The organism is Synechococcus sp. R5-15 (assembly GCF_047462035.1).
Taxonomy (GTDB): domain Bacteria; phylum Cyanobacteriota; class Cyanobacteriia; order Thermostichales; family Thermostichaceae; genus Thermostichus.
Genome location: NZ_JANSIK010000051.1, coordinates 1 through 1,216, shown reverse-complemented (window position 1 = coordinate 1,216; position 1,216 = coordinate 1). Strand labels below are relative to the sequence as shown.

Below are 1,216 nucleotides of genomic sequence, written 5' to 3'. Positions count from 1 at the left end.
GTGGTGAACGTGGGGGGAGGCAGTTCTGGCTCAGCCGGGGTCATCCGTTTCGAGGTCACCGTTCCTAGGTGAAGCCCATTCCACACCTTGCCCCTCAACCGGGAGCAGCCTCTCATCCCAAGGTGTAGCCATGCCTTATCGGCTGGCGGAAGGGAAGTGGGAGTGGAATGGGAAATCCACTGCAGCCAGCGGTATATTTAGGGAGAGGAGGTCTTCGAGGTTAGCCGATTGCCAAGGCCCTCTTCAATAGCTATGGCTTGTTGCCGCAGGTGAGCAGGTGTGGATCCTCTTACTAGGCCATCTTGATTGACAGAGAGGCAAGGTGTGGGCAAATACAGTTCTAGGTTCGTATTGCCCCTGGTGGCTTGTGCGGCAGCGGCAGGTTTGCAGTTGCCTTCGCCGGCACAGACTACGATCATCGTCACCACCACAAGCGATGCCATAGCCAAAGGCGATGGGTGCTCTCTGCGGGAGGCCGTGATAGCCGCAAACACCGATTCAGCAGTGAATGAGTGTTCTGCGGGCTCAGGTGCAGACACGATTGTGCTGTCGGCAGGGACGACCTATACCTTGTCGATAGACGACGATGGGTCGGGACACCAAACCGACTCTGGAGCGAACAACGACGACCTGGACATTACCAGCACCATCACCATTCAAGGCAACGGGGCGACGATCCAGCGAGATACTTCGGTAAAGTGCGATCTAAATGGTAGTGCAGCCAAAGGCGAGTTTCGGATTTTCCATGTCAGCAGCGGAGGCAAGCTCAATCTACAAAGTGTAGCGATCAAAGGCGGCTGTGCGGATGGAGCCAATTTTCCAGATACTGCCGGTGGCGGTGTTTTTGTGGAGGTCGGCAGTCAGCTTGCAGTCTCCAAGGTTCAGATCTCCAGTAATGGGGCTTTTTCTTTCGGGGGCGGCATCCACAACCTGGGCACAGTAACCATTGACGCAGCGGGCATTTCCGACAACCGTGCCGACCAGGAGGGAGGCGGCATCTACAACGGCAGCGGCGGCAAGGTAACGGTTACCAACGCCGGCATTGTCAACAATGGTGCTGGCAAAGAAGGGGGCGGCATCTACAACCTGGGCACAGTAACCATTGACGCAGCGGGCATTTCCGACAACGGTGCCGGCCAGGAGGGGGGCGGCATCTACAACGGCAGCGGCGGCAAGGTAACAATTACCAACACTGGCATTTCCAACAATGGCGTTG

Annotated in this window: 1 pseudogene; it reads left to right on the top strand. The window is 56.9% G+C overall.

The features are described 5' to 3' along the window. Positions 1 to 306 precede the first annotated feature (306 nt). A pseudogene (locus NW839_RS05415) lies at positions 307 to 1,216 on the top strand (hypothetical protein); the annotation flags it as partial.